The following is a 26,190-nucleotide window of genomic DNA, read 5'->3' on the forward strand; positions in this document are numbered from 1 at the left end:
CCTGTCTCGCCGGTTCCGTACGCCTTGTCGTGTACGGCCTGGCGAAAGTCTTCTGGTCGGTGCGCTGCCCGACCCAGGTGGCTCCCGAGTACGAGGGCGGCGCTTCGACGTCCGTCCCGGTGCGGAACCGTCCCTACGCAGGCGCCTTCGCGGCGGCAGGAACGGCGGCCCCCACTGAATCGGCCGGGGCGGCCGGGTCTGCCTCGCGGTCGGGCGCGAGCGGGTCGGTCACCGTGCCGGTCTCTTCATCGAGCAGCCCCTGCGCCAGCCTGGTCACCGCTGCGGGGACCGGCGGCGCCAGGTCGGCCACGGCGCGGAGACCGGACAGGACGTCGTCGGGTCGTACGGCAGGCGTCACGTGCCGAACAACCAGCCGCAGTATCGCACAAGGCTGGTCGGTCGGCCCATCAGCCGCCGAACCGTGCGTTTCCGCACTCTCCAGGTCCACCACCGCGGGCCGGGCGTCGAAGGTGCGCATGCCGTTCTTGGTCAGGCGCTGCACTTCCACGGTCTCGGCCCCGTTGAAGGCCGCGACCGCGCGTTCGGCCTCCGCCGGGTCCACACCGTCCAGCCGCAGCTCCCACACGGAAGCGGTCAGCCGGTCGGCGAGCCCCGACGTACGGGCCTCGACCGCCTCGACGATGTCCAGCCCGGCGGGCAACGACTCGTCGAGAAGCTCACGCAGACGCTCCGGCTCGCGGGGCGCGGTGAGCGCGATCTCCAGGTACTCCGCCTCACTGCCCGTGCCGGTGGGTGCGGCATTGGCGTAGGACACCTTCGGGTGCGGCGTGAACCCCGCCGAGTACGCCATCGGCACCTCGGCACGGCGCAGCGCACGCTCGAAGGCGCGCTGGAAGTCACGGTGGCTGGTGAACCGGAGGCGGCCACGCTTGGTGTAGCGCAGTCGGATGCGCTGCACCGCGGGTGCGGGCGGTGGGCCTTCGGGCTGTCGCTTGCCCAGTGGAACTTCTCCTCGTGTACGGCGGACGGTCCGTGGCACCACCCCGCGTCGGCGGGGAGCGTCCGGTCCGGCACCTTTCCGGTGCCGTCCCGTCCGGATCACCCCCGCGTCGGCGGGGAGACTTCGCGCCCGGTCCTTGTCTCTAGAATACGCGTCTCGGCCGCCACGGGTTCCCGACGGGCCACCGGCCGGGGTTCCCCGAGGAGCGCCCGGCGCAGGTCGGCGCGGGTCTGCCGGGCGATGTCGCGCGCCGCGGCGAAAGCCTGCCCGGTGGTGCGGCCCACCTGGCGCGCGACCCGCGCCGCGGGGCGCAGCACAGCATCCCGGACGACGTGCCCGACCGGCGTGAGAATCCGGCGGTACGCCCAGCTCACCGGCTCCACGACGAGCAGGCGCAGGACGGTCCCCAGGAACCGCCCGACGGCGAGGGAGATCCGCCCGGCCACCCGCCAGGCATGCCCGAGGGCGTCCGCCACCTCCCGCCCGGCGACGGCCAGGGCGCGACCGACGGGGACGAGCACCCACCGCCACAGCCCCCTCCCGCACCAGGCGAGCCCACGGCCGGCCGGCGTGAGGACCCATCGCCACAGCGCGAGCGCGGGCAGGACGAGCAGGACACGGCAGGTCCAGTACAGAACCGCACCGACCCCGGCGGCCACCGCCGCGAGAACCCACCGCAGCCCCCTCGCACACCAGGCGAGCGCACGGCCGACCGGCGTGAGGATCCACGTCCAGCACCACGTGCCGGGGGCCACGAGGAGCCACCGGACGAGCCAGGCCACGCCCGCGAACACCGCTGATCCCACGGCGGCGAGCACGAGCCCGAGCCTCCTGAGCGCCCACGCGGCCGCGCGCCCGATCGGCGCGAGCACGCGCGCGTACACCCACGCGAGCAGGTCGCCGGCTCTCCGCGCGAGCCACACGAGCGCGTGCCCGATCGGCGTCAGCACCCACCGGTATGCCCATACGAGCGGGACGACGACCAGTACGCGCCCGAGCCATACAAGTGGTACGACGACCAGTACGCGCCCGAGCCGTGCGAGCGCCCGGCCGAGCGGTCGCAGCACGGTGTCGCGCAGGAACCGCCCGCCGACGACGAGCGCGTCCCACGCCATGCGCACCGGCACGACCAGCACGAGCACGACGATCCGTACGGGCATCCGGATCGCCACCACGAGGCATCCCTCGGGCGGTCGCTCACCGGTCCCCCGCTTCTCCAGTTCCATACCGGAGAGGACGCAGCGTCGCCCCCGCCGGATGCACGAGGCCCACACATCACTCGGCAGGAATCCGCAGGAGCCGGACCCCGATCCGCCTCTGCCCGCCCACGACAACGGAGCGGACCGAACCGGCCCGCCCCACCCGTTCCGCGCCTCGGATTACTTGTGAATCGTCGCGCAGGCCTTGGTTCCCGGGTAATTGTGCCAATACCCGCAGATCTTGCTGCCGTCCGCCGCAGAAAGCCCCCAGGTGGTTCCGACCGTCTTCTTCTCGACCCGCGCGGCACTGACGGTTTGACTCATGAAACCGCCCGATCCGTCCGTGAAGTTGATGTGCGCGTAATCGGTCCAGGCCCGGTTGTTCGACTGCTTGGACAGGTAGAAGCTGTCCACCTTGAGACCGGTCCCGTTCACCGTGATACAAACGGATCCGGACCCGTCCGTGGCTCCCGCATTCCCGGTGCAGTTCGTCGCGCTGAACGGAGTGGCGTCCACCGCCTGGGCATTCCCGCCGAACATCGTGACACCCATGACAGCGGCGGCCATTGTGGTCAGGACCTTCTTCAAGTGGCTTCACACCTCAAGCAATCGAGCGGAAAGTGACAGGTCATACAAACAATTCCCTGCACACCGCAGCCACTCGTTTCCGGCCTCGATCTGACCAGTTCCCCACTTCTCAAACACGTTGAAGCCCCCTCCCGTTCAACGGGAGGGGGCCGACTCGATCCGGGCGGAACCGCCGTCGCCGACCGGCCGTCAGCGGCGGCGACTGTTCAGGAGCCGCTCCCGCTCTGGGCCGCAGCCATCGCCTCGGCGTCGGAGTCCGCCACCGCGATGGCGAAGCCGAGCGCCTCGGTGATGTGGCCCACCGCCGCCATCACCCGTGCCGTGCCCACCACGGGTGCGATCGCGACGAGAACGTCCTGCACTTGCTCGGCCGTCAGGTTGGCCTTGACCGCGGGATCGACATGGGCGAGGTAGGAGACCGCCGGTGCGTCCGTGGCCGCGAGCGCGGCGATACGCGTGAGGATCAGGGTCCTGTTGTCCATGCCACATCGCTCGAGGGGATCGCCAAGCCCGCGGTCCGAGTGCCTCGCTCAGTTCCGTGTGCGTGACCGCTCGACGCGGGTGCCGGGGCCGCGTTCTTGACCGTCAGGGGCAGGAGTTTCTTGCCGGTCGGGCCGTTCCGGGAACCCGTGTGACCGGATCCTGCTCGGCCGACGGGCCGGCGGAACCGGCCGGCCCGCGTCGGCTGCGGAGGGTGCGCTGCGGCCACCACAGGACGTACAGGGCGGAACCGACCGCGAAGGCCAACCGGATCAGGCCTTGCGCGGAGTCGGAGGGGACCAGCAGGGTGCTGCCGTAGAGGGAGATCAGGGCGATCCAGCTCACCCAGGGCACCAGCCGCCGCTGACCGATCGAGTCCCAGATCAGCGTGCCGAGCAGGACCGAGGCGTTGTAGTACGTGTACACGCTTGGGTCCAGCACGATCCGCGCATCGGCGGCCAGCAGCACCACGGCGGCCCAGCGGTGCCTGCGCACCGCGAGCGCGCCCAGGGCCATGCCCAGGGTCATCTGCGCGGGGCGGTCCCACCAGGGGGTGCTCGGGTCGTTCACGCCGAACCAGCGCAGGGCGGAGGCCGGCTGGTTGGGGATGGTGAAGTGCGCCGCGGCGAAGGTGTCCAGATGGGTCAAGTAGAACGGCAGCCAGGCGGCGGCCACCAGCCCGACCACCCAGGCGCCCGCCTTCAGCCGTACTGGCCGGGGCAGCGCCAGCAGCAGCGGCAGGAAGCCCACCGCCCATGGCTTGGAGTCAACGGCCAGGGCCAGCAGGACCCCGACGGCGGTGGCGTTGCCGCGCACCAGCGCGCGCACGGCGAGGGTGGTGAAGAACAGCGCCAGCACGTCGTCGAGGTGCGCGAAACGCACCGCGACCTCCACCCACATGGGGATGAAGGCGGCCCCGGCAACCAGTACGCGCTGCTGGAGGCGCCGGTGGTTCAGCCCGGTACCCCGGTAGTGGTCGGCGGCGGTGCGACCGACCAGGACCAGCATGTACAGCCCGAGGCCCGACATGAATGCGTCCGCCAGCTTCTCGCCCACTGCCTCGGGGAACGGCGTGAACAGGCCGGCGACCACGAAACTGACCGGGCCGATCTGCAGTTCGGGATGGTTGGCGTACAGCCCGAGGCCGCCGCCCGGAATCTCACCGAACAGCAGCTCCTCACCGGTTCTCAGATAGTGCCAGGACACGGCGCCGTGGCGCTCGGCCACGACGAACCAGAGGGCCGTCCACACAGTCAGCAGAGCGGTGTGCCACCGCACCGGATGCCGTCCGAGCCGGCCGAACCGCGCCCCGGTCCTGGGCGCGTCTGCCGCCGTATCCGCGTTCCGCACGTTCCGTCCTTCCTTCAGACGCCACGGCGAGCGAGCCGTCTGTCGCGAATCGGCGGCAGCATAACGGCACAATTTCCAGATTGCGCAAATACGACGTGACGCGTGGGCGGTGGGCGGTGGGCGGTGGGCGGAAGGAAACCCACGCAGGAGCGTCACATCGGCGGAGCCGCCCTGCTGGGCTCGGCACGGATCAGGGAGAGGACACGGTTCGCCGCTCCTGCACTGACCACCCACCGGGGTGCAGGCGGCCTTTCGCCGGAGCCAGGCACCCCGTTCAGTGCGGTGACGGTATCGGGTCCAGGGCGTTGCCGACGGTGCAGCCGCCCTCTCCGGGCATCCGCTGGATCCGGGGCGGCACCCACACCTCGGTGGCACCGGGGACCACGCGGGCAAGAAGGCAGTCCTGCGCGTCGAAGCCATTGCCCTTCACCGACAGGAGAACGCCGACTCGGCCGCCGTCCGCCTTCACCTCAGTACGGATCGCCGGATCCAGGTCCAGGGCGGCGAGCGTACGGCGCACCTCGGCCTCGTCCGCCCGGCCGCCCTCCGGCACCCCGGGGAGTTTCGCGCGGAGCTCCTCGTACGGCAGCCGGGGCGGTCCGGGTGGCGGGGCGAAGGTCAGCGGACGGCCGTCCGGGCAGTCCACGTCACGGGGATTCTCACCCCACTCCGACTTGGGCGACACCCGCACCACGAAACAGCGCCGTACGGCGACCTCCTCGAGGTCGGACCATCCCACAGACGTGCGGACGACCACGTCGACGCCGTCCCCGTCGTGTGTCGAGGTACCCGTCACCCGCAGTACCTCCACCCCGTCGATGCCGGAAGCGGAGCGCCCGACCTCCTCCGCCGTGCGCGGACGCTGGCCGTAGAGCTGCTCGCCCGCCTTCCTGGCCACCTCCCGTGCGGCGTCCGTCGCCTCGTCCTCGGCGTAGGACTGCACCACCCCGCAGCCGGCGGTGAAGAGCAACAGCGGGGCGAGCAGCAGCAGTCGGCGCATGCGTCCACCCTTCCGGCGCCGCGCACGGCGGTCAACCGCTCGCATACTCAGACCGAGGTAGGTGATCGTACCGAGCCGGGTCGGCGAGGCCGCAGACCATCATCTCGGCGGCGGCCCGAACGTCGCCGAAGCGGCCGCGGAGCAGGGGCCAGAGGGGCCGCGTGAGTTGTCTGGGTTGTGATGACCAGTCAGGCCCCCTGGGGGTGATCTACGAGGTGGGCTCGTCCACCATCGGCCGAGCGATCTGTGAGGTCCGTCCGCTGCGCGCGGCTTCGCCGTCCCGGACCGGCCCGGGGTGCGGCTGCGCACGCTCGAGAAAGATCACCATCAAGACCACCGCCATCAGCGACGAGCAGGGCCGCACCCTGTGGTCGGGAGCCGAACGGCCGGGCCGAGTGCACGACCAGACCGCGGTGCGCACTGAGGGCATCAGTCCTCCCGACGCATCTGCGTCGAACACGCCAACGCCGCGAGACCTATGGCGAAACCCACCGTGCCATCGCCGCCCTGGTCTCCGACCGCGCCCCCAAACGCACCACCCGCCGTCGGCCGAACACCGAGCTCGTGCACGTCCGCACGACCTATGGCTGGGATCCGTCGAATGCGGCGATGAGTTGGTTCGTGGTGACGATGGCCTGGGCGTAGGTGGGGCCGTTGAGTTCGTGAGCGGCGTGCATCATCTCGGGGCTGAGGGCCGCAGTGGCGTCGGTGACCAGCGTCACGTGGTAGCCGAGCTCCATGGCGAAACGAGCGGTGGCCTCGACGCAGGTGTTGGCCAGCACGCCGACAAGAACCACGTGGGTGATGCCGTGCTGCTTGAGCTGCATGTCCAGATCCGTGTTGGCGAACCCGCTCGACCCCCAGTGCTCCTGAGCGACGGCCTCGCCCGGCTGCGGCTGGAAGTCGGGGTGGAACTCCCCGCCCCAGGAACCCCGGGCGAAGTGGTGGAGCTGCTGGATTTTCCGCTGCGAGGGGGTCGGATGGTCCCAAGTCTCGTAGTCACCCGGCTCCCAGCGGCGGTGCGGCACGAACACCACGCGCACACCGACCGCACGGGCCGAGGCGACAACAGAGCGCAGATGATCCAGCAGACCGACGTCGCCGGCCACGGGCTCCAGGCGCGGCCAGACCTTGCCGCCCTCCGAGAGGAAGTCGTTGTAGGGATCGACCAGCAGAACGGCCGTGCGGCGGCGATCGTAGGTCTCGGTCATGATTCCTCCCTGCACCGGCCCTACCAGGGCGGTTCGGCGCCGATCTGCTCGCTGACCATGTACGGGGCGTACCAGTCGCCAGTACGCATCCTCTTGGCCAATGCGCTTCTCGTGTTCACCATGGGCGGCAGCCGCGCGCCGCAGCGCACTCGCCTGGGCGCCGAGCGTGCCGTCGCGAGGCCTGGCCGACAACGGCGTGTCCACGAAGCCGGCGGTCCGGCTGCACCGCGTCATTCCTCCCGGCCCAGCCAACGTCTCCTCACTGTTCGAGTGGTTGCGCCAGGGATTGCTTGATCTGCTTGGTCCGCTCGTCGGCGAGGACTTCGACCCGGTCGTTCGCCAGGGCGTCCATGGTCTGCTCCGCCACGTCCGCTGCGCTGATCTTCGGTGCGTCCGTGAAGGAGCTGAGATCCGTCTCCACGAAACCGGCGTGGACGCCGATCACGAGTGTTCCCTGCTCGCGCAGGCCTTCCCGCAGCGCGCCCGTCAACGACCACTGGGCCGCCTTGGAGGCCGCATAGCCGGGATACTCCGGCCGGGAGATCCAGGAGACAGCCGACAGCATGTTCACCAGTGCGCCGCCGCCATTGCGCGCCAGGACCGGCGCAAAGGCACGGGACACGGCCCAGGTGCCGAAGTAGTTGATCTCCATCGCCTCGCGCGCACCGTCGAAGGAGCCCGTCAGCAGCTTGGTCTCAAAACCTCCGACGCCCGCGTTGTTGACGACGATGGTGACGTCACCGGCGGCCGCGGCCGCCGCGGCGACGTCATCCGGCTTGGTGACGTCCAGACGCAGCGCAGAGAGCTCCTCGTCGCTCACGCTCGCCGGATCGCGGACACCGGCGTAGACCTTGGCTGCTCCCCGCTCGATCAGTGCGCGAGCGAACGCGTGGCCGATGCCACGATTGGCCCCCGTCACCAGGGCAATCGATCCTTTGATCTCCATGGCGCTTCCTTCCCGCTGCCGCCTGCCGAGCACGGCAGGCACTGGGACGAGGGGACGCTGCGATCGGACGCCTTGAATCGGACCGCGTCGTGGCACGCCCATGTCCGTGCGCGATTCGCGCAGAGCGAGAATCATCACCCTGAGGCAGGCTCTGGATCTTCACCTACATTTCGGGCCAATGCCGGGGCGGACAGGCCGTCGCTCACGGAGGATTCCCACGTCAAAACTCCCCGCTCCACCAGCCTGCCCCGGATACCACGGCGACGCATGCGAGACGGTGCTCCCCAGGAACCGGCAGTGGCGTCCGGGAAGGGGCCGACGGCACCGGCGAGCGAGGACGCGAAGCCCCGACCGCAGCCAACGCCGCAGTCACCTCGTCCTCACTCGCCCCCGCCGGCGCCTCGATCACCCGATCGAGTGCCTCGCTCACGTCAGTGGGTGTGACCACTCGCAGCGGGCGTCGGACCAGCGTTCTTGACCGCCAGAGGCAGCAGCTTCTTGCCGGTCGGGCCGATTTGTATGGCCGTATCCATCTGGGGACATACCCCGCAATCGAAGCAAGGCGTCCAGCGACAGTCCTCGACCTCGGTTTCGTCGAGGGCGTCCTGCCAGTCCTCCCAGAGCCAGTCCTTGTCGAGGCCGGAGTCGAGGTGGTCCCAGGGGAGGACCTCCTCGTAGGTGCGCTCACGGGTGGTGTACCAGTCGACGTCCACGCCGAAGGGGGCGAGGGCCTTGTCCGCGCAGGCCATCCAGCGGTCGTAGGAGAAGTGCTCGCGCCAGCCGTCGAAGCGGCCGCCGTCGTCGTAGACCGCGCGGATGACGGCGCCGATCCGGCGGTCGCCGCGCGAGAGCAGACCCTCGACGATGCCGGGCTTGCCGTCGTGGTAGCGGAAGCCGATCGAGCGGCCGTACTTCTTGTCGCCGCGGATCTTGTCGCGGAGCTTCTGCAGACGGGCGTCCGTCCCCTCGGAGGAGAGCTGGGGCGCCCACTGGAACGGGGTGTGCGGCTTGGGGACGAAGCCGCCGATCGAGACCGTGCAGCGGATGTCGTTGGAGCCGGAGACCTCACGGCCCTTCTGGATCACGCGCATCGCCATGTCGGCGATCTGGAGGACGTCCTCGTCCGTCTCCGTGGGCAGACCGCACATGAAGTACAGCTTCACCTGGCGCCAGCCGTTGCCGTAGGCCGTGGCGACCGTGCGGATCAGGTCGTCCTCCGAGACCATCTTGTTGATGACCTTGCGGATGCGCTCCGAGCCGCCCTCCGGGGCGAAGGTGAGGCCCGAGCGGCGGCCGTTGCGGGTCAGCTCGTTCGCCAGGTCGATGTTGAAGGCGTCCACACGGGTGGAGGGCAGCGAGAGGCCGATCTTGTCGTCCTCGTAGCGGTCGGCGAGGCCCTTGGCGACATCACCGATCTCCGAGTGGTCGGCCGAGGACAGGGAGAGCAGGCCCACCTCCTCGAAGCCGGTCGCCTTCAGACCGGCCTCCACCATGTCGCCGATGCCCGTGATGGAGCGCTCGCGCACCGGGCGGGTGATCATGCCGGCCTGGCAGAAGCGGCACCCCCGCGTGCAGCCGCGGAAGATCTCGACCGACATGCGCTCGTGGACCGTCTCCGCCAGCGGCACCAGCGGCTGCTTCGGGTACGGCCACTCGTCCAGGTCCATCACCGTGTGCTTCGACACACGCCATGGGACGCCCGACTTGTTGGGGACCACGCGGCCGATACGGCCGTCGGGGAGGTACTCGACGTCGTAGAAGCCGGGCACGTACACCCCGCCCGTCCTCGCCAGGCGGAAGAGGAGTTCCTCGCGCCCGCCCGGGCGGCCCTCCGCCTTCCAGGCGCGGATGATCTCCGTGACCTCCAGCACCGCCTGCTCGCCGTCACCGATGACCGCGCAGTCGATGAAGTCGGCGATCGGCTCGGGGTTGAAGGCCGCGTGGCCGCCCGCCATCACGATCGGGTCGTCGATCGTGCGGTCCTTGGACTCCAGGGGGATTCCGGCCAGGTCCAGGGCCGTGAGCATGTTCGTGTAGCCCAGCTCCGTGGAGAAGGACAGGCCGAAGACGTCGAAGGCCTTCACCGGGCGGTGGCCGTCCACCGTGAACTGCGGGACGCCGTGCTCCCGCATCAGCGCCTCCAGGTCGGGCCACACGCTGTAGGTGCGCTCGGCCAGGACACCCTCGCGCTCGTTGAGGACCTCGTAGAGGATCATGACGCCCTGGTTGGGCAGGCCGACCTCGTAGGCGTCCGGGTACATGAGCGCCCAGCGGACGTCGCAGGACTCCCAGGGCTTGACCGTGGAGTTGAGTTCTCCGCCGACGTACTGGATCGGCTTCTGCACATGCGGGAGCAGAGCTTCGAGCTGCGGGAACACGGACTCGACGGTCTCGGCGGCTTCGGCAGGCATCTCGACGGACCTTCGTGAGCTGACAGGGGTGACCACCAAGCCTAACCCGGTCCCGGACCTGTCCCGAACGCCCGGAAGACGGTCGCGGGTGCGCTCAGAGGGCCGTCCCCTTCTCGATCGCCCGCCAGGTCTCCGGCAGCCGCGCCTCCAGCTCGGCCGCCCGCTGCTCCTCGCGTCCGTGGAGCACCCCGTACGTGAACGCGCTCTCCCCCGCCGCGTGCGCCTGGCCGGCCAGCTCGCGCAGGGTCCGGCGGGCCATGACGCTGTCCTGGTGGTCGCCGAGCAGGCTCTGCAGCGACTTCGCCGCCTTCACCAGGCCGGCGGCCGGATCGCCGAGGGCGGGTACGGCCGCCTCGGCCGCGTACCGGGTCGCCTTGGCCTTCTTGCGGGCCTCGTGCAGGGCGAGATCGCGGTCGTGGCCCGGGGGCAGGTCGAGGGCGTGCCGGAGCAGGGCGGAGAGCGCCGCGAAGTCCTTGTGGACGGCCTTGGTGATCACCTTGGCCGGTTTCCCGGCGGCGGCCGGGCGCAGCGGCGGGTCGGCCAGCAGGGCGTCGAGTGTGTCGAGGAGGGCCAGGTGGCGCGCGCCGTCGAGGTCGGCGAGGAGGCGTCGGCGCGAGTCGCTGCGGGCGGACTGCGACCAGGTGCGCAGCCGGGTGCGGACGGGGCCGGTGACCAGGGTGTAGGGCAGGTCGTCGAGGCCGGCGGTGAGGTGTTCGGTGAGGACTTCCTGGTCGCGGCCGAGGCCGAGTTCGGTGCCGAGCCATTTCAGTTCCGCGCGGACCGGGTCGGTGGCGGTCCGGTCCAGGACCTTGCGGTAGGTGCGCAGGGCGCTGCGCAGGCGGCGGGTGGCGACACGCATCTGGTGGACGGAGTCGTACTCGTCCCGGCGTACGGCGGGGTCGAGTGCGACGAGGGCGTCGCGCTGGGCGCGCAGGTAGGCGAGGACGTGGTCGCCGGCCGTCGTGGGGGCCGCGTGCCCGGCCGCCGTGCGGCGGGGGTGGTCCGGCGGTGCGGTCTCGGTCAGGGCGCGGGCCAGTTTGGAGGCCGCCGGGGAGGGGCGCACGCCCGCCTTGCGCAGGCGTTTGCCGACGGCGTCGAGGAGCTTCGGGTCGCCGTCGTCGGCGAGTTCCACCTCGATCTCGGTCCACTGGGCGGTGCCGCCGTGACCGGTCAGCCGTTCGGCCCGTACGGCGTCGACGGCGACCTCGGCGAGCGGGGTGCCGTCGGCGTCGACGAGGTGGCTGATCGCCCGGCGGGAGCGGATGCGGACCAGGGGGAGCAATTCGGCGTCGCGGACGCGGGAGCGGACGAGTCCGGCGAGGGCGGGGGGCACGGTGTCGGAGAGGGGGGCGTGGATCTCGTCGCGTACGCCGGGGCCGACCGGGAACTTCAGGTGCCAGCCGGCGTCGGTGCCGCCGGTGCGGCGGCGCAGGGTGAGTCCGTCGGCGGTGAGGCGTTCGTCGGGGGTGTCGTAGTAGACGGCGTCCAGTTCGGCGACGCCCTGGTCGAAGACGGCCGCGACCGGGCCGACGCCGGTCAGGTCGGGCAGCCCGCCGTCGCCGGCCTCGTACTTCCGCTCGATCTCCCTTTTCGCCTTCATGTCCGCCATGACCCGAATCTAGTGCGGGTCCGGCCCCGGCGGCAGGGGTCCGGGCGTGGGTCGCCGCCGCTACGCCGACATGGGCCGCTGCATTCTGATCGACTGGAGCAGTCCGACGGCCACCCAGACCGCGAACATCGACGAGCCGCCGTAGGAGACGAAGGGCAGGGGCAGGCCGGTGACCGGCATGATGCCCAGGGTCATGCCGATGTTCTCGAAGGACTGGAAGGCGAACCAGGCGACGATTCCGGCGGCGACGATGGTGCCGTACAGCTCGGTCGTCTCGCGGGCGATGCGGCAGGCGCGCCAGAGCACGATGCCGAGCAGCAGGATGATCAGGCCGGCGCCGAGGAAGCCGAGTTCCTCGCCCGCGACCGTGAAGACGAAGTCGGTCTGCTGTTCGGGGACGAACTGGCCGGTGGTCTGGGAGCCGTGGAAGAGGCCCGCGCCGGACAGGCCGCCGGAGCCGATGGCGATCCGGGCCTGGTTGGTGTTGTAGCCGACGCCGGCCGGGTCGAGGCTGGGGTTGGCGAAGGCGGCGAACCGGTTGATCTGGTACTCGTCCAGGATGTGCAGCTGCCACACGGCGATGCAGCCCACGACACCCGCGGTGAGCAGGCCGAAGACCCAGCGGTTGGAGGTGCCGGAGGCGAGCAGCACACCCAGGATGATGGTCAGCAGGACCAGCACCGTGCCGAGGTCGGGCATGAGCAGCACGACCATGATCGGTACGGCGGCCAGGCCGAGCGCCTGAAGGACCGTGCGGTGGTCGGGGTACATCTTGTCGCCCGCGTCGACCCGGGCCGCGAGCAGCATCGCCATGCCCAGGATGATCGTGACCTTCACGAACTCGGAGGGCTGGAGGGAGAAGCCGCCGCCGAGGACGATCCAGTTGCGGTTGCCGTTGATGGTGGCGCCGAGCGGGGTGAGCACCAGCAGCACCCCGAGGACCGAGAGCCCGTACAGGATGGGCACGACGTTGCGCAGGGTGCGGTGGCCGAGCCAGACCGTGCCGATCATCAGGGCGAACCCGATGCCGGTGTTCGTGAGGTGCCGGATCAGGAAGTAGTACGGGTCGCCCTGGTTGATGGCGGTGCGGTTGCGGGTGGCGGAGTAGATCAGGGCGGCGCCGATCCCGGACAGCGCCAGCGCGCAGAACAGTATCGGCCAGTCGAGCCGGCGGGCGGCCGAGTCGCGGGCGAAGACCCGTGTCCAGCCGCCCCGTTCGGGGCCGTATCCGGAGATGGAGAAGCTGTTCGCGCCGGTCATGCGGTCATCCTCCGGCTTCCCCTTCGGCGCTGGCGCCTGCGGGTGTTGCTGTTGCCTGTGGGGGGCGAGGCGGTGGTCGCCGGCGGCTGCTGGTCGTTCGGTGCGGCGCCGCCCTGCTGGTCGTTCGCCGTGGTGCCGTCCTGCTGGTCGTTCGGCGCGATACCGCCCTGCCCGGCCCGCTCGGCGGCCTGCTTGGCGATCTCCTCCTGGTCCTTGGCCGGGTCGGCGGGGACCTTCGGGGCGGCGATCGAGCCGTCGGGCCGGATCTGCGGCAGGCTCTTCTGCGGGGCGGCCAGCAGGGCCTTCTTGTTGTCGATGGAGCCGTCGGCCTGGACGCCGTACATGGCGCTGTAGATGTTGCGGACGGCCTCACCGGAGGCGCCCGAGCCGGTACCGGCCTGGGCGATGGTCATGATGACCGTGTAGTCCTTGGTGTAGGTGGCCAGCCAGGAGGTGGTCTGCTTGCCGTAGACCTCGGCGGTACCGGTCTTGGCGTGCAGCGGGATCTTGTCCTGCGGCCAGCCGCCGAACTTCCAGGCGGCGGTACCGCGGGTGGCCACGCCGGCCAGGGCCTGGTCCATCATGTCGCGGGTGGCCTTGGTGATGGGCAGCTTGCCGTGGGACTTCGGCTTGATCTCGGTGACGTGCTTGCCGTCGGGGCTGACGATCGCCTTGCCGATGGTCGGGGTGTACATGGTGCCGCCGTTGGAGATCGCCCCGTAGATGACGGCCTCCTGGACGGGAGTGAGGAGGGTGTCGCCCTGGCCGATGGAGTAGTTGATCGAGTCGCCCTCGCGCATCCTGTTGCCCTCGAGGCAGTTCTCGTAGGCGATCTTCTCGACGTAGCTGCCGTCCTTCTTGCCGGTCTTGCACCAGGCGTCCTTGTTGGCCTCCCAGTACCGCTGCTTCCACTGGCGGTCGGGGACGCGGCCGGTGACCTCGTTGGGCAGGTCGATGCCGGTCTCCTTGCCGAGGCCGAACTGGTGGGCGGTCTTGTAGAAGTAGTCCTTCGGCTGGCCCTTCTTGGGGTTGATGCCGCCGTCCTTCTTCCACTCGTTGTCCGAGAGGTAGTAGAAGACGGTGTCGCAGGAGACCTCCAGGGCCCGGCCGAGTGAGATCGGGCCGAAGCTCTCCCCCTCGAAGTTCTTGAAGACCTGGCTGCCGACCGAGTAGGAGCTGGTGCACGGGTAGTTGCCGTTGAAGTCGTAGCCGGCCTCGACCGCGGCTGCCGTGGAGACCACCTTGAAGGTCGAGCCGGGCGCGGACTGCCCCTGGATGGCCCGGTTGAGCAGCGGGTAGTCGGAGTCCTTGCCGGTGAGCGTCTTGTAGTCCTTGGCGGAGATGCCGCCGACCCAGACGTTCGGGTCGTACGTGGGGGCGGACGCCATGGCGACGACACGGCCGGTCTTGGCCTCCATCACGACGACGGCCCCGGAGTCGGCCTTGTAGTTGCTCTCGGTGATTTTGTCCCACTGGGCCCGGGCGGCCTTCATCGCCTTGTCCAGCTCGTACTCGGCGATCCGCTGGACGCGGGAGTCGATGCTGGTGACCAGGCTGGAGCCGGATTCGGCGGCGTCCGACTTGGACTTGCCGATGACGCGGCCGAGGTTGTCGACCTCGTAGCGGGTGACGCCGGCCTTGCCGCGCAACTCCCGGTCGTACTGCCGTTCGAGGCCGGAGCGGCCGACCATGTCGGAGCGCAGGTAGGGCGAGTCGGTGTCCTTGGCCTTCTGGATCTCGTCGTCGGTGACCGGCGAGAGGTAGCCGAGGACCTGCGCGGAGTTGGACTTGCCGGGCCCGGTGTAGCGGCGCACGGCCTCGGGTTCGGCGGTGATGCCGGGGAAGTCCTCGGCGCGTTCGCGGATCTGCAGGGCCTGGCGCGGGGTGGCCTCGTCGGTGATGGGGATGGGCTGGTACGGCGAGCCGTTCCAGCAGGGCTGCGGGGTCTTGGCGTCGCACAGCCGGACCTTCTGCATGACCTCGTCGACGTCCATGCCGAGGACGCCGGCGAGCTTGGTGAGGACCGCCTTGCCGTCGTCCTTCTGCTTGAGCAGGTCGGTGCGGGAGGCGGAGACCACCAGCCGGGTCTCGTTGTCGGCGAGCGGCACACCGCGGGCGTCCAGGATGGAGCCGCGCACGGCGGGCTGGACGACCTGCTGGACGTGGTTGCCGGAGGCCTCCTTCTGGTAGTGGGCGCCCTCGCGGATCTGGAGGTACCACAACCGGCCACCGAGCGTGCCGAGCAGGGAGAGGACGAGGATCTGGATGACGACGAGCCGGGTCTGGACGCGTGGGGTCCGGCCGGTCTCAGGGATGTTGGTCACGGGTGCTGCCTCCCCCTCTCAGTGCGTGTAACGGACCTGTGCGGTCGGCAGGGCGGCCGACTGCCGTGCTGTCACAGCCGCTTGACCCCCTTGATGCGGCCGACCCGGGTGGCGCGGGTGCGGGCCTTGGCCTTCAGGCTGCCGAGCGCCCCACGGCGGCCGCCGATGCTCAGTCCGGTGCCGGAGGAGAGCCAGCCGGAGGAGAAGTCGGTCTTCTTGGCGGCGGAGCCGGACTCGGCGAGCGGATCGTTCTCCGCGCGCCTGGCCAGCCACATGATTCCGGGCACGACGAAGGGCGCGAGCAGCAGGTCGTACACGGCGGCCGTCAGCAGCAGCCCGCCCAGGCCGACATGGCGGGCGGCGGTGTCACCGACGAGGGCACCGACGCCCGCGTACAGCAGGGTGGAGCCGATGGCGGCGGCCACCACCACGGCCATGGGACCGGTGGCCGACTTGACCTGGCCGGTCTCGGGCTTGATGAGCCCGGCGAGGTAGCCGATGACGCACAGCACGAGCGCGTAGCGGCCGGCGGCGTGGTCGGCGGGCGGGGCGATGTCGGCGAGCAGTCCGGCGCCGAAGCCGACCAGGGCGCCGCCGACGTGGCCGTAGACCATGGCCAGGCCGAGGACAGTGAGCAGCAGCAGGTCGGGGACGGCTCCGGGCAGGTGCAGCCGGGACAGGACGCTCACCTGGATCACCAGGGCGACGACGACCAGCGCGGTGGAGAGCAGGATCCGGTTGGGGCGCATGGGACTCGAAGCTCCTACTGCTGCGGATAGTCGTTGGCGTAGGCGTCGGCGGACGGGGTGACCGTCACGGTCACCGTGGGCGTCGGGGTCGGCTTGGGCTTCGGCGGCAGGACCTCGTCGCGCGGGTCCTTCTTCGGGGCCTGGACGACGACGCCGACGACGTCGAGCTTGGTGAAGCCCGCGAACGGCGTGACGTAGACGGTGCGGGTCAGGTCGCCGCCGGAGGGGTCGACGCGGGAGACGACACCGACCGGGACGCCCGGCACGAAGGGCCGGTCGGCCTGGGAGCCGAAGGTGACCATGCGGTCGCCCTTCTTCACGTCCGCCTTGCCGTTGAGGAGTTGCACGCGCAGCGGCCGGTCGCCCTGGCCCGAGGCGAAGCCGAGTTCGTCGCTGCCCTCCATGCGGGTGCCGACGGTGAAGTCGGGGTCGCTGGCGAGCAGCACGGTGGAGGTGCTGGGGCCCACGGTGGTGACGCGGCCGACCAGTCCGTCGGCGTTGAGGACGGTCATGTCGCGCTGGATGCCGTCGTCGGCGCCGGCGTCGATCGTGATGGTCCAGGAGAAGCCCTGGGCCGCCCCTATGGCGATGACCTGGGCGCCCTTGATGCCGTACTGGCCGTCGCCGGCCAGCTTCAGCATCTTGTTCAGCTGGGTGAGGCGGCTGCGTTTGCGGTCGTCGCTGCCGAGTTCGGCCTTGAGGGCGGCGTTCTCCTTCTCCAGCGCGGCGAGCCGGTCGTGGCGCTCGCCGGAGTCGCGGACCGCGGAGACCGCGTTGCCGACCGGGTCCACCGCGGCCGACACGCCGTTCTCGATCGGGCCGAAGACGGCGGCGGCGGCCTGCCGGACGCCGTCCACAGGGGAGTTCTCCCCGCCGCGGATGTCCACCGTGATCAGCGCGAACGCGATGGCGGTCAGCAGCACCAGGAGCAGCCGGCTCTCTTTCGTGTCCCTCACGTGCGGCGGCCGTGCCCTTCCTCATAGGAACCGGGTGGCCCCGTCGAAGCGCGGTCTGCGCGCGCGATCCCAAGGGGCCCGTTTGCGGGAGTTTATGCCTCTATATCAACGATCCGCCGCACGAGAAAAGATCATCTCGTACGGCGGAGTCGCTGAGTTGTGTCATCTGCGGGGCTGGGCGTCCAGGACCTGCTGGAGTGCCTCGAACTCCTCGACGCACTTGCCCGAGCCGAGCGCCACGCTGTCCAGCGGGTCCTCGGCGATGTGGATCGGCATGCCGGTCTCACTGCGCAGCCGCGCGTCCAGGCCGCGCAGCAGTGCTCCGCCGCCGGTCAGAACGATTCCGCGGTCCATGATGTCGCCGGACAGCTCCGGCGGGCACTTGTCGAGGGTGGTCTTGACCGCGTCGACGATCGCGTTGACCGGCTCCTCGATCGCCTTGCGCACCTCGGCGGCCGAGATGACGACGGTCTTCGGCAGCCCGGACACGAGGTCCCGGCCGCGGATTTCGGTGTGCTCGTCGGAGTCGAGGTCGTACGCCGAACCGATCGTGAGCTTGATCTGTTCGGCCGTCCGCTCACCCAGCAGGAGCGAATACTCCTTCTTGACGTGCTGGATGATGGCGTTGTCCAGCTCGTCGCCCGCGACACGGATGGACTGGGCGGTGACGATGCCGCCGAGCGAGATGACCGCGACCTCCGTGGTGCCGCCGCCGATGTCCACCACCATGTTGCCCGTGGCCTCGTGGACCGGCAGGCCGGAGCCGATGGCCGCGGCCATCGGCTCCTCGATGATGTGCACCTGGCGTGCGCCGGCCTGGGACGAGGCCTCGATGACGGCGCGGCGCTCGACGCCGGTGATACCGGAGGGCACGCAGACGACGACGCGCGGACGAGCCAGATACCGCCGCTTGTGGATCTTCAGAATGAAGTAGCGGAGCATCCGCTCGGTGATCTCGAAGTCCGCGATCACGCCGTCCTTGAGCGGACGCACGGCGACGATGTTGCCCGGCGTGCGCCCGATCATCTTCTTCGCCTCGGCGCCGACCGCGAGGATCCCACCGGTGTTGGTGTTGATCGCGACGACGGACGGCTCGTTGAGTACGATCCCGCGACCCCTGACGTACACCAGCGTGTTGGCGGTCCCGAGGTCGACAGCCATGTCACGGCCGATGAACGACATTGAGTTCCCCATCAGGATTCGTCTGGCCTTCCCTGGGAGCGTTTGACGGCAGTTCAGGTACGGCGAGGTGGGTGCTGTGACGTGAAGGCTTCCATCGTAGACGCGCCTGCACGAACACTGCGCGAGGGTCTTCGCCATTGTCAGCAGATGGCGTACCGCCTCGCTTCTGGAGACGGTCCATCGGGGGCACTCGTTCCCCCGATCGGCACCCGTATGCCACCGGGCGGCCGGGTTCGTGCGGCCGCCCAGGTCAGACGGACGGCCGAGCTGACGAGGCGTCAGCTCGGCCGGGCCGGGGAGGGCGCTCGGAGGGTCAGCCGCGGCCCGGGAAGAAGATCTTCACCTCGCGCTCGGCGGACTCCTCGGAGTCGGAGGCGTGAATCAGGTTCTCCCGGACGATCACGCCGTAGTCGCCGCGGATCGAGCCCGGAGCGGCGGCGATCGGGTCGGTCGGGCCGGCCAGCGCGCGCACGCCCTCGATGACCCGCTCACCCTCGACGATCATGACCACGACCGGGCCGGAGGCCATGAACACCATCAGCGGCTCGTAGAAGGGCTTGCCCTTGTGCTCGCCGTAGTGCTGCTCCAGGGTCTCCGTGTCCAGGGCGCGCAGGTCCAGCGCGGTGATCTGCCAGCCGGCCTTGCGCTCGATACGGCTGATGATCTCGCCGGTCAGGCCACGACGGACGGCGTCGGGCTTGAGGATGACGAGGGTGCGCTGAGTCACGGGTGGCTCCTTCTCCTGGCAGATGTGCGGTGGGACGAGGTTACAGGGCGTGTCGCCGCACCTGTCACGCAGCGTCAGCCGGAGGGCCGACCTCGGCGGCCTGGGCCGCGAACCTGGCCTTCGCCTCCTCGATCTTCCGCCCGAAATGCACCGACGCCCACCACAGCGCCGCGAAGACCGCGCCGAGGAAGTACATCATCGGCACCACCACGCCCGACGCGATCAGCGCGAACTGGAGCACCCAGCCGAGGACCACACCGGCGGGCCGGGTCACCACGCCGCACAGCAGCAGGCACAGCAGCATCGCGATGCCGCTGACCGTCCACACGGTCGCCATGGACAGGCCGGGGTCCTTCATCGCGACCAGCGCGGCGAAGCCGATGACGAAGAACTCGCCGATCAGGGTCGAGGAACACAGCGTACGCACGAGAAGTCAGCCCCTCCCCAGGAGCAGTCGGGCCTCACCGACGGTGATGACGGAGCCGGTGACGAGCACACCGCCGCCGGCGAACTCGCCCTCCTCCTCGGCAAGCGTGATCGCGGCCTCCAGCGCGTCCGGCAGCCGCGGCTCGACCTGGACCCGGTCCTCGCCGAACACCTCGACGGCGAGCGCGGCCAGCTCGTCGGCGTCCATCGCGCGGTGGCTGGAATTCTGCGTGACCACGATCTCCGCGAAGATCGGCTCGAAGGCCTCCAGCAGACCGCGCACGTTCTTGTCGCCGCTGGCCCCGACCACCCCGATCAGCCGGCTGAAGTCGAACGCCTCCTGGACCGCGTCGGCGGTCACCCGCGCGCCCGCCGGGTTGTGCGCGGCGTCCAGCACCACCGTCGGCGAGCGTCGTACGACCTCCATCCGGCCCGGCGAGGCGACGGACGCGAACGCCTTGCGCACGGTGTCCACGTCCAGCGGCTGGGCGCGCTGCGCGCCTACGCCGAAGAACGCCTCGACGGCGGCGAGCGCCACGGCGGCGTTGTGCGCCTGGTGGGCGCCGTGCAGCGGCAGGTACACCTCGGTGTAGTCGCCGCCCAGGCCGCGCAGGGTCAGCAGTTGCCCGCCCACGGCCACCCGGCGGGCCACGACACCGAACTCCAGCCCCTCGCGGGCGACCGTCGCGTCGACCTCCACGGCCTTCTTCAGCAGTACCTGCGCGGCGTCCACCGGCTGCTGTGCCATGATCACCGTGGCGTCCTGCTTGATGATGCCGGCCTTCTCCCCGGCGATCTCGCCGGGCGTACCGCCCAGGCGGTCGGTGTGGTCCAGGTCGATGGGGGTCACCACGGCGACGTCACCGTCGATGACGTTCGTGGCGTCCCAGCTGCCGCCCATCCCGACCTCCACGACGGCCACGTCGACCGGCGCGTCGGCGAAGGCGGCGTACGCCATGCCGGTCAGCACCTCGAAGAAGGACAGCCGGTACTCCTGCGAGGCGTCGACCATCTCCACGTACGGCTTGATGTCGTGGTACGTCGCGACGAACCGCTCGGCGGAGATCGGGGCGCCGTCCAGGCTGATCCGCTCGGTGATCGACTGCACGTGCGGGGAGGTGTACCGGCCGGTGCGCAGTTCGAAGGCGCCGAGCAGGGCCTCGATCATGCGGGCGGTGGAGGTCTTGCCGTTGGTGCCGGTGATGTGGATGGAGGGGTAGGACCGCTGCGGCTCGCCCAGGACGTCCATCAGCGCGGCGATCCGGCTGACCGAGGGCTCCAGCTTGGTCTCACCCCAGCGGGTGGCCAGCTCGCCCTCGACCTCGCGCAGCGCCTTGTCGACCTCGGGGTCCTCCGGGCGCCCGGGTACGTCCGCCTGCGACGGACCGCCCTGGGTCCGCAGGGTGCGGCTGCCGGCCTCGATGACCGCGAGATCGGGGTCGCGTTCGGTCTCCGTGGCGATGATCTCGTCGAAGGTGTCGAGAGGGTCTGGCTGGCTGCTGCTGTCCGGGGGGAGCTCACTCACGGGGCCAAGTGTACGGAGGGTCGCCGACATTCTGGGCGAAGGCCCCCGGAGTCGCGTGACTCCGGGGGCCTTCGCTTGTGTGGCCGCGCGTGCCGCCCCAGCGGCACGGGTGCCCGCGGGCTGCGGGCTAGTGCTGCGGCAGCCGCTCCAGCTGTGCCGCGAGCCGTGTGATGTCCTCCTCGGCCTTGGCCAGCCGCGTACGGATCTTCTCGACCACCTGGTCGGGCGCCTTCGCCAGGAACGCCTCGTTGCCGAGCTTGCCGTTCGCCTGGGCCTTCTCCTTCTCCGCGGCCGCCAGATCCTTCGCCAGCCGCTTGCGCTCCGCGGCGACGTCGATCGCGCCGGACAGGTCCAGCGCGACCTCGACACCCGCGACCGGCAGCGTCGCCGTGGCGGTGAATCCGTCACCCTCCGGCTGGAGCCGCAGGAGCTGCCGGATGGCCGGCTCGTGCGTGGCCAGCGCCGTACCGTCCAGGACCAGGCGGGCCGGGACGCGCTGGCCCGGCTGGAGCCCCTGGTCGGCGCGGAACCTGCGCACCTCGGTGATCACGGACTGGAGGGTCTCGATCTCCCGCTCGGCGGCCGCGTCCCGGAAGCCGCTGTCGGTCGGCCACTCGGCGATGACGAGCGACTCGCCGCCCGTCAGCGTCGTCCACAGCGTCTCCGTGACGAACGGGACCACCGGGTGCAGCAGCTTCAGCGTGACGTCCAGGACCTCGCCCAGGACGCGCTTGGAGACCTCGGCCGGCTCGCCGCCCGCCTGGAACGTCGTCTTGGACAGCTCGACGTACCAGTCGAAGACCTCGTCCCACGCGAAGTGGAACAGCGTGTCCGACAGCTTGGCGAACTGGAAGTCCTCGTAGTACGCGTCGACTTCGGCGACGACCGAGTTCAGCCGGGACAGGATCCAGCGGTCGGTCGCCGACATCTTCGAGGCGTCCGGCAGCGGACCGTCCACCGTCGCGCCGTTCATCAGCGCGAAACGGGTGGCGTTCCAGATCTTGTTGGCGAAGTTGCGCGAGCCCTGGACCCAGTCCTCGCCGATCGGCACGTCGACACCGGGGTTGGCGCCGCGGGCCAGGGTGAACCGGAGGGCGTCGGAGCCGTACTTGTCCATCCAGTCCAGCGGATTGACCGCGTTGCCGAAGGACTTCGACATCTTCTTGCCGAACTGGTCGCGGACCATGCCGTGCAGGGCGATGGTGTGGAACGGCGGGGTGCCGTCCATCGCGTACAGGCCGAACATCATCATCCGGGCGACCCAGAAGAAGAGGATGTCGTAGCCGGTGACCAGGACGGAGTTCGGGTAGAACTTCGCGAGGCTCTCGGTCTGCTCGGGCCAGCCGAGGGTGGAGAACGGCCACAGGCCGGAGGAGAACCAGGTGTCGAGGACGTCGGTGTCCTGCTTCCAGCCCTCGGCCTCGGTGCCGGGCGGCTGCTCGTCGGGTCCGACGCAGACGACCTCGCCGTTCGGCCCGTACCAGACGGGGATGCGGTGGCCCCACCACAACTGCCGCGAGATGCACCAGTCGTGGAGGTTGTCGACCCAGTCGAAGTACCGCTTCTCCATCTCCTGCGGATGGATCTTGACGCGACCGTCCCGGACGGCGTCGCCGGCGGCCTGCGCCAGCGGACCGACCTTGACCCACCACTGCATGGACAGGCGCGGCTCGACCGTGGTCTTGCAGCGCGAGCAGTGGCCGACGGAGTGGACGTACGGGCGCTTCTCGGCGACGATCCGGCCCTCGGCGCGCAGCGCGCCGACGATGGCGGAGCGGGCCTCGAAGCGGTCCAGGCCCTGGAAGGGGCCGTGGACGGTGATGACGGCGTGCTCGTCCATCACGGTGATGGCGGGCAGGTCGTGGCGCCGGCCGATCTCGAAGTCGTTCGGGTCGTGGGCCGGGGTGACCTTGACGGCGCCGGTGCCGAACTCGGGGTCGACGTGTTCGTCCGCGACGACCGGGATGGAACGGTCGGTGAGCGGCAGCTTGATGAGCTTGCCGACGAGGTGGCGGTAGCGCTCGTCGTCGGGGTGAACGGCGACGGCGGTGTCACCGAGCATGGTCTCGGCACGGGTGGTGGCGACGACGATGGTGTCGTCCCCGTCGCCGTACTTCATCGAGACGAGCTCGCCGTCGTCGTCCTGGTACTCGACCTCGATGTCGGAGATGGCGGTCAGGCACCGGGGGCACCAGTTGATGATGCGCTCGGCGCGGTAGATGAGTTCGTCGTCGTAAAGCCGCTTGAAGATGGTCTGAACGGCCTGCGACAGCCCTTCGTCCATGGTGAAGCGCTCACGCGACCAGGCGACGCCGTCGCCGAGGCGGCGCATCTGGCCGGAGATCTGCCCGCCGGACTCGTTCTTCCACTGCCAGACGCGGTCGACGAAGGCCTCGCGGCCGAGGTCGTGCCGGGACTTGCCCTCCTTGCCGAGTTCGCGCTCGACGACGTTCTGGGTGGCGATGCCGGCGTGGTCCATGCCGGGCTGCCACAGCGTCTCGTGACCCTGCATGCGCTTGCGGCGCGTGAGGGCGTCGATGAGCGTGTGCTCGAAGGCGTGCCCCAGGTGGAGCGAGCCGGTGACGTTCGGCGGCGGGATGACGACGGTGAACGGCGGCTTGTCGCTCTTCTCGTCCGCCTCGAAGTAACCCCGCTCTACCCAGCGCTCGTACAGCGGCCCCTCTACGTCGGCCGGCGCGTACTGGGTCGGCAGTTCGGTGTCGGGCGCTGGTGGCTGCTGCTGAGCGTTCTCGGTCACGGGGTCAGTTTAGAGGCGTCACGGCGCTGTCCCGAACCGCATTTGTTTCGTAACGGTGGCGACCCCGACGACATGGCATCGCCGTACCTGGGCCAGGATGTCAGGGACACATAAGCATCTGGAGGGGAACCCAGGAAATGAGCAACAACCAGCCGGGCCCGTACGGCGGGCAGCCCCAGCAGCCCGGGCCGTACGGCCAGCCGGGCCCCTACGGCCAGCAGCCGCCGCAGGGACCGCCCGCCCAGCCCGGCTACGGCTACCCCCAGCAGGCCCCTCCCGCCCAGCCGCAGCCCGGTTACGGCTACCCGCAGCAGGCCCCGGGCGTCCCGCCCCAGCAGGGCCCCTACGGCCAGCAGCCCCCGTACGGCCAGCAGCCTCCCCAGGGCGCCTTCCCGCAGCCCCCGGCCTCCGGTGGCGGCGGCAAGAAGGCGGGCCTGATCATCGGCGCGGTGGCGGTCGCCATGGTGATCGCGGTGATCGCGGCGGGCGTGTACTACATGAAGGACGGGGGCGGCGGCTCCAGCGTCGCAAACGACGGCCCGCACAAGCTGATCACGCCCGCGACGGTTCTCGACGGCCAGTACAAGAAGGCCGAGGACTCCGGGAACGACGGCATGTCCAAGTCGGACCTGAAGGACGCCGAGAGCTGGGGTGTGAAGAGCCCGAAGGACGTCAGCGCCAATTACCAGTCCGGGGACAAGAGCAACCCGCTCGCCCTGAAGCAGGTCACCTTCGGCGGCGTCTACGGCACCATCGACGACCCCGAGAAGGCCGTCGACAACATGTTCGCGGACATGAAGAAGAACGCCGAGAAGGAGAAGAGCGACGGCGGAAAGCTCCTCGGCAGCCCGAAGGCGTACAGCCCGAGCGGCCTCGACGGCGCCGTCCTCAAGTGCCAGGAGATCAAGGTCAACCTGGGCGCGTCGGGCAGCACGGCCGGCGGCCCCAAGGACATGACGATGCCGGTCTGCATCTGGGGTGACCACAGCACCCTCGGACTGGTGATGCCGGTCGACTTCGCATCCGCCATGACCGGCAAGGCGAGCAGCCTCGAGGACGCGGCCGCGACCGCGGCCAAGCTCCGCAAGGACGTGCGCGTCAAGGCCTGACGTCGGCATTCGGCAGATGACGAAGGGCCCCGGTCGGTCGACCGGGGCCCTTCCTCGTGCGTGCGGCGTCCGCGTTCCCGCGGCGGCGGTTACGCCGTCTTCTGCTCGCCCGGACCGCGGCCGCGCGCGTCGCGCGGGATCAGGGTCGGGTTGACGTTGGAGAGGACGACGTCGGCCGTGATGACCACGCGGGCCACGTCCTTGCGGGACGGAACCTCGTACATCACGCCCTGGAGCACCTCCTCCATGATGGCGCGCAGGCCGCGGGCGCCGGTCTGGCGGAGGATGGCCTGGTCGGCGATGGCCTCCAGGGCCTCGCGCTCGAAGTCCAGCTCCACGCCGTCGAGTTCGAACAGGCGCTGGTACTGCTTGACCAGGGCGTTGCGCGGCTCGACCAGGATCTTCAGGAGCGCCTCGCGGTCCAGGTTGTGGACCGAGGTGATCACCGGCAGGCGGCCGATGAACTCCGGGATCATGCCGAACTTGACCAGGTCCTCGGGCATGACGTCCTCGAACTGGTCCTTGGTCTCCAGCTCCCGCTTGGAACGGATCGTCGCGCCGAAGCCGATGCCCTTGGCACCCGCCCGGCCCTCGATGATCTTCTCCAGGCCCGCGAAGGCGCCGCCCACGATGAACAGGACGTTCGTCGTGTCGATCTGGATGAACTCCTGGTGGGGGTGCTTGCGGCCGCCCTGGGGCGGAACCGAGGCCGTGGTCCCCTCGAGGATCTTCAGCAGGGCCTGCTGGACGCCCTCGCCCGACACATCGCGCGTGATGGACGGGTTTTCACTCTTCCGCGCGACCTTGTCGATCTCGTCGATGTAGATGATCCCGGTCTCGGCCTTCTTGACGTCGTAGTCGGCCGCCTGGATCAGCTTCAGCAGGATGTTCTCGACGTCCTCGCCGACGTACCCCGCCTCCGTCAGCGCCGTGGCGTCGGCGATGGCGAACGGGACGTTCAGCATGCGGGCCAGCGTCTGGGCCAGCAGGGTCTTGCCGGACCCCGTGGGGCCCAGCAGAAGGATGTTGGACTTGGCGAGCTCGATGCCGTCGTCACGGCCCTGCGCGCCGCCGTTCTCGCCGGCCTGGACGCGCTTGTAGTGGTTGTACACCGCGACGGACAGGGCTTTCTTCGCGGCCTCCTGGCCGACGACGTACCCGTCCAGGAACTCGTAGATCTCGCGGGGCTTGGGCAGTTCCTCCCAGCGCACCTCGCTGGTCTCCGCGAGTTCCTCCTCGATGATCTCGTTGCAGAGATCGATGCACTCGTCGCAGATGTACACACCGGGCCCTGCGATGAGCTTCTTGACCTGCTTCTGGCTCTTGCCGCAGAACGAGCACTTGAGCAGATCGCCGCCGTCACCGATGCGTGCCACGGTGTGCTTCCCCTTCGCCTGGGAGACGCCTACGTCCAGCGGC

Annotated in this window: 21 protein-coding genes; 1 reads left to right on the forward strand and 20 read right to left on the reverse strand. The window is 70.0% G+C overall.

Annotation, left to right across the window (positions count from 1 at the left end; genetic code table 11):
* Window positions 1-133: 133 nt before the first annotated feature.
* The 19 genes from ACIQFZ_RS04575 to ACIQFZ_RS04665 form a co-directional block, all read right to left on the reverse strand.
* On the reverse strand, window positions 134-919 hold the full coding sequence (locus ACIQFZ_RS04575; protein WP_365417327.1) for a TIGR03936 family radical SAM-associated protein: 786 nt from the start codon (window positions 917-919) through the stop codon (window positions 134-136).
* A gap of 140 nt (window positions 920-1,059) precedes the next feature.
* Window positions 1,060-2,187 (reverse strand): hypothetical protein, encoded by a 1,128-nt coding sequence (locus ACIQFZ_RS04580; RefSeq protein WP_402690595.1) that lies wholly within the window; start codon window positions 2,185-2,187, stop codon window positions 1,060-1,062.
* A 153-nt stretch (window positions 2,188-2,340) separates the two neighbouring features.
* Complete coding sequence (locus ACIQFZ_RS04585; RefSeq protein WP_402690596.1) at window positions 2,341-2,748, reverse strand: hypothetical protein; 408 nt, start codon at window positions 2,746-2,748, stop codon at window positions 2,341-2,343.
* A 206-nt stretch (window positions 2,749-2,954) separates the two neighbouring features.
* Window positions 2,955-3,230 (reverse strand): carboxymuconolactone decarboxylase, encoded by a 276-nt coding sequence (locus tag ACIQFZ_RS04590; protein ID WP_402690597.1) that lies wholly within the window; start codon window positions 3,228-3,230, stop codon window positions 2,955-2,957.
* Window positions 3,231-3,333: 103 nt separating this feature from the next.
* Window positions 3,334-4,578, reverse strand: coding sequence for a hypothetical protein (locus ACIQFZ_RS04595; protein WP_402690598.1), 1,245 nt, complete (start codon window positions 4,576-4,578; stop codon window positions 3,334-3,336).
* 274 nt (window positions 4,579-4,852) lie between these two features.
* A complete protein-coding gene (locus ACIQFZ_RS04600) occupies window positions 4,853-5,578 on the reverse strand; it encodes a translation initiation factor IF-2 (RefSeq protein WP_365417342.1) in 726 nt (241 codons plus the stop codon).
* Between the two features lie 581 nt (window positions 5,579-6,159).
* Complete coding sequence (locus tag ACIQFZ_RS04605; RefSeq protein ID WP_365417345.1) at window positions 6,160-6,789, reverse strand: isochorismatase family cysteine hydrolase; 630 nt, start codon at window positions 6,787-6,789, stop codon at window positions 6,160-6,162.
* A gap of 259 nt (window positions 6,790-7,048) precedes the next feature.
* The gene (locus tag ACIQFZ_RS04610) at window positions 7,049-7,735 is read right to left on the reverse strand and encodes an SDR family oxidoreductase (RefSeq protein ID WP_365417406.1); all 687 of its coding nucleotides are present in this window, start codon (window positions 7,733-7,735) and stop codon (window positions 7,049-7,051) included.
* A gap of 431 nt (window positions 7,736-8,166) precedes the next feature.
* The gene (locus ACIQFZ_RS04615; protein ID WP_365773851.1) at window positions 8,167-10,146 is read right to left on the reverse strand and encodes a TIGR03960 family B12-binding radical SAM protein; all 1,980 of its coding nucleotides are present in this window, start codon (window positions 10,144-10,146) and stop codon (window positions 8,167-8,169) included.
* A gap of 94 nt (window positions 10,147-10,240) precedes the next feature.
* Window positions 10,241-11,755, reverse strand: coding sequence for a CHAD domain-containing protein (locus ACIQFZ_RS04620; RefSeq protein ID WP_402690599.1), 1,515 nt, complete (start codon window positions 11,753-11,755; stop codon window positions 10,241-10,243).
* Between the two features lie 60 nt (window positions 11,756-11,815).
* A complete protein-coding gene (gene rodA / locus ACIQFZ_RS04625; RefSeq protein ID WP_402690600.1) occupies window positions 11,816-13,015 on the reverse strand; it encodes a rod shape-determining protein RodA in 1,200 nt (399 codons plus the stop codon).
* Window positions 13,012-15,339 (reverse strand): penicillin-binding protein 2, encoded by a 2,328-nt coding sequence (gene mrdA, locus ACIQFZ_RS04630; RefSeq protein WP_402690601.1) that lies wholly within the window; start codon window positions 15,337-15,339, stop codon window positions 13,012-13,014. Before mrdA ends, rodA begins: the two co-directional genes overlap by 4 nt.
* A gap of 71 nt (window positions 15,340-15,410) precedes the next feature.
* A complete protein-coding gene (gene mreD, locus ACIQFZ_RS04635; protein WP_376650746.1) occupies window positions 15,411-16,088 on the reverse strand; it encodes a rod shape-determining protein MreD in 678 nt (225 codons plus the stop codon).
* Window positions 16,089-16,102: 14 nt separating this feature from the next.
* Window positions 16,103-17,044: a rod shape-determining protein MreC gene (gene mreC, locus ACIQFZ_RS04640; protein ID WP_365417362.1), complete on the reverse strand. Its 942-nt coding sequence runs from the start codon at window positions 17,042-17,044 to the stop codon at window positions 16,103-16,105.
* Between the two features lie 162 nt (window positions 17,045-17,206).
* Window positions 17,207-18,226, reverse strand: a complete 1,020-nt coding sequence (locus ACIQFZ_RS04645) for a rod shape-determining protein (RefSeq protein ID WP_361408466.1) — start codon at window positions 18,224-18,226, stop codon at window positions 17,207-17,209.
* Window positions 18,227-18,539: 313 nt separating this feature from the next.
* Window positions 18,540-18,953, reverse strand: coding sequence for a nucleoside-diphosphate kinase (ndk, locus tag ACIQFZ_RS04650; RefSeq protein ID WP_361408463.1), 414 nt, complete (start codon window positions 18,951-18,953; stop codon window positions 18,540-18,542).
* 64 nt (window positions 18,954-19,017) lie between these two features.
* Complete coding sequence (locus ACIQFZ_RS04655; RefSeq protein WP_365417365.1) at window positions 19,018-19,380, reverse strand: DUF4233 domain-containing protein; 363 nt, start codon at window positions 19,378-19,380, stop codon at window positions 19,018-19,020.
* Window positions 19,381-19,386: 6 nt separating this feature from the next.
* Window positions 19,387-20,934, reverse strand: coding sequence for a bifunctional folylpolyglutamate synthase/dihydrofolate synthase (locus ACIQFZ_RS04660; protein ID WP_402690602.1), 1,548 nt, complete (start codon window positions 20,932-20,934; stop codon window positions 19,387-19,389).
* Window positions 20,935-21,031: 97 nt separating this feature from the next.
* The gene (locus ACIQFZ_RS04665; RefSeq protein WP_402690603.1) at window positions 21,032-23,662 is read right to left on the reverse strand and encodes a valine--tRNA ligase; all 2,631 of its coding nucleotides are present in this window, start codon (window positions 23,660-23,662) and stop codon (window positions 21,032-21,034) included.
* A 137-nt stretch (window positions 23,663-23,799) separates the two neighbouring features.
* Between ACIQFZ_RS04665 and ACIQFZ_RS04670 the strand changes: the two genes are divergently transcribed.
* Entirely contained in the window at window positions 23,800-24,771 is a 972-nt protein-coding gene (locus ACIQFZ_RS04670; protein ID WP_402690604.1) for a hypothetical protein, read from the forward strand.
* Between the two features lie 89 nt (window positions 24,772-24,860).
* Here ACIQFZ_RS04670 and clpX read toward each other — a convergent pair whose 3' ends face one another.
* On the reverse strand, window positions 24,861-26,147 hold the full coding sequence (gene clpX, locus ACIQFZ_RS04675; protein ID WP_100566838.1) for an ATP-dependent Clp protease ATP-binding subunit ClpX: 1,287 nt from the start codon (window positions 26,145-26,147) through the stop codon (window positions 24,861-24,863).
* Window positions 26,148-26,190: the final 43 nt, after the last annotated feature.

The organism is Streptomyces sp. NPDC093064, from assembly GCF_044754605.1.
Classification (GTDB): domain Bacteria; phylum Actinomycetota; class Actinomycetes; order Streptomycetales; family Streptomycetaceae; genus Streptomyces.

Excerpts from the sequence above, each read along its gene's own strand:
- mreD (WP_376650746.1), bottom strand. The coding sequence starts at position 16,088 with ATGCGCCCCAACCGGATCCTGCTCTCCACCGCGCTGGTCGTCGTCGCC.
- ACIQFZ_RS04610 (WP_365417406.1), bottom strand. The coding sequence starts at position 7,735 with ATGGAGATCAAAGGATCGATTGCCCTGGTGACGGGGGCCAATCGTGGC.
- ACIQFZ_RS04620 (WP_402690599.1), bottom strand. The coding sequence starts at position 11,755 with ATGGCGGACATGAAGGCGAAAAGGGAGATCGAGCGGAAGTACGAGGCC.
- ACIQFZ_RS04600 (WP_365417342.1), bottom strand. The coding sequence starts at position 5,578 with ATGCGCCGACTGCTGCTGCTCGCCCCGCTGTTGCTCTTCACCGCCGGC.
- ACIQFZ_RS04670 (WP_402690604.1), top strand. The coding sequence starts at position 23,800 with ATGAGCAACAACCAGCCGGGCCCGTACGGCGGGCAGCCCCAGCAGCCC.
- ACIQFZ_RS04645 (WP_361408466.1), bottom strand. The coding sequence starts at position 18,226 with ATGTCGTTCATCGGCCGTGACATGGCTGTCGACCTCGGGACCGCCAAC.
- ACIQFZ_RS04580 (WP_402690595.1), bottom strand. The coding sequence starts at position 2,187 with ATGGAACTGGAGAAGCGGGGGACCGGTGAGCGACCGCCCGAGGGATGC.
- ACIQFZ_RS04660 (WP_402690602.1), bottom strand. The coding sequence starts at position 20,934 with ATGTCGGCGACCCTCCGTACACTTGGCCCCGTGAGTGAGCTCCCCCCG.
- ACIQFZ_RS04615 (WP_365773851.1), bottom strand. The coding sequence starts at position 10,146 with ATGCCTGCCGAAGCCGCCGAGACCGTCGAGTCCGTGTTCCCGCAGCTC.
- ACIQFZ_RS04590 (WP_402690597.1), bottom strand. The coding sequence starts at position 3,230 with ATGGACAACAGGACCCTGATCCTCACGCGTATCGCCGCGCTCGCGGCC.
- ACIQFZ_RS04605 (WP_365417345.1), bottom strand. The coding sequence starts at position 6,789 with ATGACCGAGACCTACGATCGCCGCCGCACGGCCGTTCTGCTGGTCGAT.
- rodA (WP_402690600.1), bottom strand. The coding sequence starts at position 13,015 with ATGACCGGCGCGAACAGCTTCTCCATCTCCGGATACGGCCCCGAACGG.